At 36.4% G+C, this 9,263-nt stretch carries 7 protein-coding genes and 1 pseudogene; 7 read left to right on the forward strand and 1 reads right to left on the reverse strand.

The annotated features are described in order from the left end of the window. A partial coding sequence (locus tag G602_RS31240; protein ID WP_044932571.1) for a hypothetical protein occupies positions 1-190 on the reverse strand: 190 nt, incomplete at its 3' end. 313 nt (positions 191-503) lie between these two features. Here G602_RS31240 and G602_RS0116750 point away from each other — a divergent pair. From G602_RS0116750 to G602_RS0116800, 7 genes and pseudogenes are all read left to right on the forward strand, one after another. Continuing rightward, entirely contained in the window at positions 504-1,598 is a 1,095-nt protein-coding gene (locus G602_RS0116750) for a hypothetical protein (RefSeq protein ID WP_026659994.1), read from the forward strand. Between the two features lie 1,161 nt (positions 1,599-2,759). Then, positions 2,760-3,544: pseudogene (locus tag G602_RS32255) on the forward strand (UDP-N-acetylglucosamine 4,6-dehydratase family protein); the annotation flags it as partial. 12 nt (positions 3,545-3,556) lie between these two features. Further along, positions 3,557-3,733 (forward strand): hypothetical protein, encoded by a 177-nt coding sequence (locus G602_RS32260; RefSeq protein ID WP_330369218.1) that lies wholly within the window; start codon positions 3,557-3,559, stop codon positions 3,731-3,733. 281 nt (positions 3,734-4,014) lie between these two features. Then, entirely contained in the window at positions 4,015-5,244 is a 1,230-nt protein-coding gene (locus tag G602_RS0116765) for a nucleotide sugar dehydrogenase (protein WP_026659995.1), read from the forward strand. A 640-nt stretch (positions 5,245-5,884) separates the two neighbouring features. Then, on the forward strand, positions 5,885-6,568 hold the full coding sequence (locus tag G602_RS29210; protein ID WP_049945295.1) for a pentapeptide repeat-containing protein: 684 nt from the start codon (positions 5,885-5,887) through the stop codon (positions 6,566-6,568). 966 nt (positions 6,569-7,534) lie between these two features. Then, the gene (locus tag G602_RS0116795) at positions 7,535-8,083 is read left to right on the forward strand and encodes a hypothetical protein (protein WP_026659996.1); all 549 of its coding nucleotides are present in this window, start codon (positions 7,535-7,537) and stop codon (positions 8,081-8,083) included. After that, on the forward strand, positions 8,067-9,263 hold a 1,197-nt coding region (locus tag G602_RS0116800), incomplete at its 3' end, for an ATP-binding protein (protein WP_026659997.1). The genes G602_RS0116795 and G602_RS0116800, both read left to right, overlap by 17 nt.

Genomic DNA, 9,263 nt, shown 5'->3' on the forward strand with positions numbered 1-9,263 from the left:
GATCTATCCTTTGGTCGTAACGAGGACAGCGTCTGTGGCAGAACGGACAATCATCCTGATGCCATTTATCCGTCCGCGCATGGATTCTGAGGTGGGTAACACCATCCCGATCAAGATAGAAGTTTGCATCTTCTACGACAGCATGATTGACATTGAGCAATTTTTTACATAATGTATTAGCAGAAACCATCTGTGGGTACCTCTGGTATCTCTGTAGTATAGTTTGGACGCTAATACATTACAGAAACACAGATGGTTTTTCAATTGCAAATATACATCAGAGGACTGGCATAGTACCCACCATCATGCCAGAAGCCTCATTTTTTAATTATTCTTTTAATTGTATCTTGCATACAAGAAAAGGAAAGTGTAAGAGGGGTAATTGCAAGACAAAATATAGTTTTTAGATGGATAATATGGTGGGCGTTACTATTCCTTGTTATTATTTTTGGTAAGTATGGTCCGGGATACAGTGCGAGCGAATTTATATACAAAGGATTTTGATGATGAAGATTTTTGTTAAGTATGTTATAAAAGTAACGGCTTTTTTATTAATATTTGTAATAATGCTAATTCATGTTGTTTATTTGCAAAGAAATATTTCATACGGACGAAACAATGTAGGCGGTCTTAGTCGGGAAGAAAGTATAGATGTGATATGCGTGGGTGGGAGTTCCACCGCTGTATATTGGAAACCGCTCTTGGCTTGGAAAGAATATGGAATGACTTCGTACAATTATGCAACAGATTCTTTTAGAGAACCTTTAATGCTTGGGGCGATAAGGGAAATCTTTGCCGAGCAGAATCCAAGATTGCTCGTATTAGATGTCAGAAGTTTTACTAGTGGCATTGGAGATCTAAATGATTCTGAAAATGGAATACGAAACATGACAGATTCTATGGATTTTAATTTTAATCGACTAAATACAGTTAAAGATGTTATGGATTTTTATGGAGTCGATTCTTCAAGTGATTTGGCTTTATCTTATTATTTTGACGTGATAAAATATCACACAAATACTGAAGCTTTTGGCAGTTCCGATGCTTGGTCTCATATAAATAATGATTGTGAGGCGGATTATAAAGGATTTTATTTTGAAACCCGTGCCTATAATGAAATCTTGTCTGAGCCTGAAGGGATTCAAACAGAAGAAAGAAGTGCTATAGAGAGTAATTCTGAAGAATATTTAGTTGAACTATTAGAATATTTAAACACAAAAGATGTAGATGTACTATTTGTGATGGGGCCTAAAATAGTTGATTTGGAGACTCAAAAGCTAAGTAATTATTTAGGCGATATAATAACATCCTACGGATACAATTTCATTAATGGGAATTGCTATTATGAAGAAATGGGGTTGGATTTTTCCAAAGACTTTTACAATGGTGGACATCTAAATGCTTATGGTGCAGATAAATATACAAGTTTTATAGCTGATTTTATAAAGGATTATTACAATATAGAGGATCATTCTAGAGATAAATTATATTATGAAAAATGGAATGAGTGCTACAATTCTTTTATTATAAGAGACAATGAGATTAAGGCTATTATTGATGAAACCTATAATGCAAATTTAGCTGCATTGTCTGAATGATGACATGTCAACAAAACTCCAATTAAACCTCTAGACGAGGTTCCGATGCTCAGCTCTCCTTGAAATTTTTAAGAAAAGAAGGCTTTGACCTGTATAAATACAGGTGCTAAGGCTCTTTCTCTTCATGAAGGATCTGTTTTGGGGGATTAGTGAATGCCGGATGGATGTGCTGAGTGCTTCCCTTTTGATGTGATAAAGGATCCGAGGCAGGAGTATTTGGGATAGATGTTAATTGGAATGAGATTGTACATTCTATGACTTATGAGAAAAAATATGTTGGAGAAGAATAAAAATTCAGGAACAAAGTACTATTTAAGAATACTAGCGATTCTTCTTGCAGATGCTTCAAGTGTGGTTGCGGCGCATCTGCTTTCTTTGCTTGTTCGTTTTGATTTCAGATATAGTGATATTTCGCAGTTGTACAGGGATCATATTGTGTACATGATTCCTATTGCTGTGATTATAACAATCGCTGTTTACTATATGTTCAGGCTTTATCACAGTATTTGGAGATTTGCTTCTCTTACCGAAGTTTACAGAATCATCGCAGCCTATTTTGTTATAGCTATAATTCTGTTTACTTTAAACAGTATAGACAGAATGAATCTTCCCCGAAGCTGTATTTTTATGGGAATTATCCTAAATATTATATTGTGCATGGGAATAAGGTTTTCATACAGGATATATCGTGGCAGTATTTTTAGAATAGCACCTGACGATAGAGAGCTCATCGATCGAGAGAATGTTATGATAATTGGCGCAGGTTCTGCAGGGCGTGAGCTGATTACAGACTTGAAGCTGGTTAAGCGATATAAGGTAAGAGTTGTTGTTGATGATAATAAGACAACCTGGGGCAGATACCTTGTAGGAATTAAGATAGGTGGTGGAAGGAATAATATTCAGCAGCTCTGCGATAAATATGATATTGACAGGATTATATTTGCAATTCCGTCCGCATCTGATAAGGATAGAAGAGAAATTCTTAATCTATGTAAGGAGACCGGCTGTAAATTACAGACTGTTCCTGGACTTGCACAGATTGTATCAGAGGAAGTAAGTGTATCTAAGCTAAGAGATGTAAATATTGAGGATCTTCTAGAGCGCGAAGAGGTAAAAGTCAATAATGAAGAAATCCTTGAAGCCATAAAGGGTAAGGTTGTTATGGTCACCGGTGGCGGAGGTTCAATAGGGTCCGAATTGTGTAGGCAGATAGCTGCAGCACAACCAAAAGCACTTATAATTTTTGATATTTATGAGAACAATGCTTATGAAATCGAGCAAGAACTTCATCGTAAATATTCAAATTTTCATGTAGAGGCTCTTATAGGATCGGTGCGGAATACGGATAGAATAAATAATGTTATAAAAGAGTATCGACCTGATATTATCTATCATGCAGCTGCACATAAGCATGTACCGCTAATGGAGAAAAGCCCCAATGAAGCGGTTAAGAACAACATTTTTGGAACCTACAAGACGGCTATGGCTGCTGCTAAGTATGGAGTTAAGAGATTTGTTCTGATTTCAACTGATAAGGCGGTTAATCCTACATCATTTATGGGCGCATCCAAGCGAGTATGTGAGATGGTTGTCCAGATGATGGATAGGAAATGTGATAATACTATTTTTGCCGCAGTTAGATTCGGTAATGTGCTTGGGTCTAATGGTTCTGTGATTCCTCTTTTCAAAAAGCAGATAGCAGAGGGCGGCCCTGTGACTGTTACGAATAAGGATATAGTCAGGTATTTCATGACTATTCCCGAGGCGGTCTCACTTGTGATGCAGGCTTCTCTTTATGCTAGGGGGGTGAGATATTTATCCTTAATATGGGCAAACCTGTTAGAATTGATGATATGGCCAGGAACCTTATTAAGCTATCAGGGTATAAGCCAGACGAGGATATACAGATTGTATATACCGGATTACGTCCCGGTGAGAAGCTTTATGAGGAGCTTCTTATGGATGAAGAGGGTAAGGAAAAGACCGCCAATAATATGATTTATATAGGTCGCCCTATAGAGATGGATGATGCTGTCTTTGAAGAGAAGCTTAAGGTTCTGGATGAAGCATCCAAGAAGGATAGTAAAGATATAAAAGAAATTGTGGCGGAGATTGTTGGAACTTATCGCCCGTAAGGATGGTTCTTGATGAGCGTGTGGGAGCACAGGAACAAATTTGTATGATTTTGCATGGAGAATGGCAATTACTGTGTAGCAGCAAATAATAAGAATAATAAAGTATTCTCATTTTTCAAACTTAATAAGTTAAAGGCAAAATACGTCCTTGCGAATAAACATATTTTTATGGCAGTAAGTATAAAAGTGTTTTTGCAAGTGGTTTTATTTATTAAAGAGGGCAGATGAAATTCTTAAAAATTTACAGAAAAACTAAAAATTCTTGAAAGGATGTGAACAACTTGAAGATAGCAGTAGCAGGAACAGGATATGTAGGATTAAGCTTGGCAGTACTATTATCTCAGCACAATGAAGTCACAGCTGTAGATATTGTGCAAGAGAAAGTGGAAAAGCTGAACAATTGGATATCACCTATTCAGGATGATTATATTGAGAAATATCTGACGGAACATGAAGATCGCAATCTGAATCTTAAAGCGACTACAGATGGAGCAAGTGCCTACGCAGACGCAGACTTTGTAATTATTGCAGCACCTACAAACTATGATCCAAAGCAGAACTTTTTCGATTGTTCTGCTGTTGAAGCGGTGATTGATCTTGTGCTTAAGTCAAGCAATACAGCCACTATGGTCATAAAGTCAACAATTCCTGTTGGCTATACTAAAAATGTCAGAGAAAAGTTTGGGACAAATCGTATCCTGTTCAGTCCGGAGTTTTTACGTGAGTCCAAGGCTTTATATGACAATCTATATCCTTCTCGTATTATTGTTGGTCACAATGGAGAAGATGAGAAGGCTAAACAATTCGCTTCACTTCTGACTGAAGCAGCTAAGAAGGAGAATGTAGACACACTTTTCATGGGTACTACCGAAGCAGAAGCTGTGAAACTCTTCGCGAACACTTATCTTGCTCTCCGTGTATCATATTTTAACGAGCTTGACACTTATGCCGAACTTAAAGGACTGAATACGAAAGATATCATTGATGGCGTATGCTTGGATCCGAGAATTGGTAGCCATTACAATAATCCGAGTTTCGGTTATGGAGGTTACTGCTTGCCGAAGGATACCAAGCAGTTGTTATCAAATTTTCAAGATGTGCCGGAAGATCTGATAAGGGCAATTGTAGAGTCAAACAGAACGAGAAAGGATCACATTGCTGATCGCGTACTTGATAAGGCTGGGTACTATACAGCTTCTTCCATGTGGAATGCAGAGAAGGAGAGACCTATTACTGTGGGCGTATACCGTCTCACAATGAAATCCAATTCTGATAACTTCAGACAATCATCCATTCAAGGTGTAATGAAGCGTATCAAGGCTAAGGGTGCTACGGTGATAGTATATGAACCTACACTAGAAGACGGAACAACATTCTTTGGCTCTCTTGTGGTGAATGATATAGAGAAATTTAAGGTTGGAGCGGATGCTATTATTGCTAATAGGTATGAGAGTGTGCTGGATGATGTGGAGGATAAGGTTTATACGAGGGATCTGTTTAGGAGGGATTAGATTTATGAATAAATATTGCAGAAGGTAGAGGGATATGATTCTAGAAACAAAGACCAATGCTTCTTATAATAAACTTGAGTACAAACATATATGTAAGGTAGACTCTCATGATACAGCAAGAGATTTTTATATGAACTGGTTGTAGCCAATTGGCTAAAGAATAAAAGCTACGAGCTAGTTTTTGATTCTCCTGATAATACAGATGTTGTCGCAAGACGGGGAGACACAGAAGTATTTATTGAGTTTAAGCGGCTTAAGTCATCAAATGGGTATAAAGAAAATTATAAGAAAGGATGCAAACAGCTAAAGAAGATATACGATAACCATAAGGATGCAATTAAACTGGTATCCCACAGAAAGAGCAGATGAGATGATTGGGAGGATCTTTAATGCTCTTTTTGTTTAAGGTGCAAGTTTAGCTTGTAACGAATGATTGTAAATTTATAATAAAAATATTTGGGAGGATTTCAAAATGTGGAAATTTGTTGTATATTATCCATACGAGAGGGGCATTATGGAGACTAAAACTGTACATTTATATGAAAAAACAATAAATGAAAGAATTATGTAAATTATCTTGTTTATATAACTTGAAACATTATCGCTAGTCTTTGAAACTCCATAACCGGAGACTTGATTTTTGAGAATAGAAGTCAGGAAAAAAGGAGATGATGAAGTGAGTTTAAAAGGAAAAAATAGAGCTTTTTATAGTTACAAAAACAAAGATTGCTCTTTTAAGAATTATTCATATAAAAACTTCGACAAAGCAGATTGTTACCGCACGAATTTCAGAGGTGCAATATTTGATGGAGCTTCTTTTAGAGCAACCAAAGTCAAATTTTGTAATATGAGTGAAGCACATTTTGATGGCACAGAATTCATCGGAACCAATTTAAGAGGAACAAAATTTTATAATGCAATATTTACAAATGTTATTATAAATAGTGTGACAACAGATAAAACATGTTTTGTTGGAGCTCATTTTCATCATTGCATAATTGTTGCTAATTTGAATAAGATGGCTGGAATCAATATAGATGAAAACGACAATATTATTATGGCTCAACATAAATCTGTAGATATATCTGCAAGATTAATCAAATGCGCTCAAGATATCATTGCAAGTTCTGAAGTAAGAAACAGTGTTATAGCTAATAAGGGAAAGCAAGTAAATAAAATAACATTACTTATGCTTTTATATGATTTTTCAGAAGAGGAATTGATACAATATCTGCCTAAAGTCATCGCAGAATCTCCAAAAGATTGTACTGTTAGTTATTTAAGAAAACAATTGAAAAAAATAATAAACTCTAGTAATGTATAATGTGCCCGGCGGTAAATTATCTGGGAAATCCGACTAACTGAACATATGGGTCTACGGACTGAGCGCGGGTTGATTATGTTCAATGTTAAGGAGGTGTTGCCTATGGTAGCAGATGTATGCACGACAATATCATTCATCATACTTGTTATGAATAGTGTCCTCAACTTCATCATTTTCCAAGATAATCCCGTAGTATGCAATATTTCCAAATAACAGCATGACTTCCCCAAAGTTACATCTGGAAGATATGTAAATTATTTACCAATTGCATACGCATACATATTTTCCGATCACCTTCACAAAAAGATTATTCTATGTCAACAAGTTATTTGATTAAATAATCCTATATCCGAAATGTACAAAATCGAAAAAGGGATTTATTAATACTTGTTGGATAATATCATTGCTATTTGTGAGTTTAGTAATGACTATGCCTTTTTTATGCTGGCGAAGAACTTCAAATGAGATTATTTCTATGTTTGGAGGGTTTCTTATGGCAATTAATAATACTCTTATGATGGTTCAGCTGGGATACCCTACAGGTGTTTTAGGAGGTTCGTAGCCAACTTAACTATTGATAAGATGGCAAAGGAATTATTAAACGTTGAAACACATAGTATCTCACCTAGAGGCCGTCCCTCTGGACCTCCATTTAAACTTAAGCTATACAATGGCATTGTCGCCTTTTTGTACACGGTAAAATGAATCTACCCGGTAGTGTATATTTTGCAATAAATACTACTAGGTAGATTTTTAATTAATGCTCAGGTTGACAAATACGTCATAAAATGGGCTGAAAGAATGTGCAACAATAGGATTATACTGTGAACATGAATATTCCTGATTTAACAGAAGGAAATGAAAAATTATTTATCAAAATTTTAGATTTGTAACAGCTGAGAGACATAAATTCCCATATATAATTATGTCAAAATGAGTAGTATTATTTTTAAAAAGGGAAGTAATATGACCGCATCTAAAGTTTCGAACTATCCAAAACTCATGCAAACATTAACAAGTGAACAGAAGCTTATATATCTATGTGGTGCAGGTGCGTCTATGTCTCTTGCAGAACACCGGTTAAGCTGGCCGAGCTGGATTTTGGCAGGTAAGAGCTATCAGACCATCTCAGAGCAAGATGAGCTTGATAAGCTTATAGGAACTTGGTCAGCTGATGATCTCATAGATGCAGTGACATATCTACTTGAGAAACTAAAAACTACAGGATCATATGAAGACTATATGAATAAAACTGTTGGATCGCTGCATCCTGTTAATAAGTCATTTATTGAGGCTCTTCGCAAGATATGGCGCGCCGGAGATCTGATTACTACCACTAATTATGATCTAACTATTGAAGAAGCAGTGAACTGTAGTGCGGTGTCTTATTCTTTTCCGGCTGAAATACTATCAATCATCAGGGGTGACTCGGAGAATAAGGTTATTCATCTCCACGGCGTTTATGACAGGCTTAACAATATAGATGATATTGTCGCGGATGATCCTCACATATAAGAGTGTGCTTGCAAATGCCGGGGCACAGTTTATACAGAATCTTATCAGTACTCATCCTATAGTTATTGTCGGATGCGGAGGGACTGTGGAAGATCCGAACCTATCTGGATTTATGAATTTCGTGGTGGATAAGCTCGGAGATACTAAAGTTCCATATTTTTATTTGATGAAAAATGAGGATAACGTTCCGGAACTTCCACCAAATGCACTGCCGGTTTTCTATGGTGATGATTACGCAGATCTCCCGGAGTTTCTTTCTGAGATGGCAATGATGAGGCTTCGCAGGAGAGCAGGCATAAGAAACGTTGTGGCAGTGAATCCCTACAAAGCAGCTGTTCCTGTAACATCAGCATTTGGAAGAATTCATTTCTCTAATGGTTTTAGCGAATTTGTCGGACGAAAAGCGGAGCTTAAAGCTATAACGGAGTTTATTGAAACCGATAAGAAATTCAGTTGGTGGATTACCACAGGTGAAGGCGGCATAGGAAAGAGCCGCCTTGTAATTGAATCGCTAAGAAATGCTTCTTCTAACTGGTTTGGCTTCTTTACAAAAAAAGATGCAAATGAAATAGGTACTTTTATCCCATTCACAGATACCATTGTGGTATTTGATTATGTCCTCGGAAGTGAATATGAATGTGCTGAATGCCTGACAAAGTATATAGAAATATTCGAAACCTCGCCATATAAGCTCAGGGTAATCCTTATAGAAAGAGCGCTGAAATCTGATGCTTGGTTAAAGGACATAAAGAAAGCGCTTGATTCTGAGACGAGATTGTTGTTTGAAGGGGCAGAATATAATAAAGAAGAACTTAGACTATCTGAACTCTCAACAGATGATGAAATTTCATACATTCAAAATTATTTTAAGTCATATCTGCCGTTGATAGATAATAGTGATTTAGCAGATGATTACTTAACTGATATTGATAATCTTAGTAAGAAAATACAGGAAAGCTTTAGAAATTCTATAAGCGACGATTACTATCGACCATTGTACCTTAGCATCTTTATTGAAGTGTGGGTGGGAAAAGAAGGTAAGCTTTCTTTAACATCGTCAGATGAACTGCTGGAAGAATACATCGAAAGAGAAAAGATCAGATGGAAGACCATCTTAGATGATAGTGATGACCTTCTGGATTCATATCTTAATCTTTTGGCAATGGCTTGTGCAATTGAT

The organism is Butyrivibrio sp. AC2005 (genome assembly GCF_000424145.1).
Classification (GTDB): Bacteria; Bacillota; Clostridia; order Lachnospirales; family Lachnospiraceae; genus Butyrivibrio.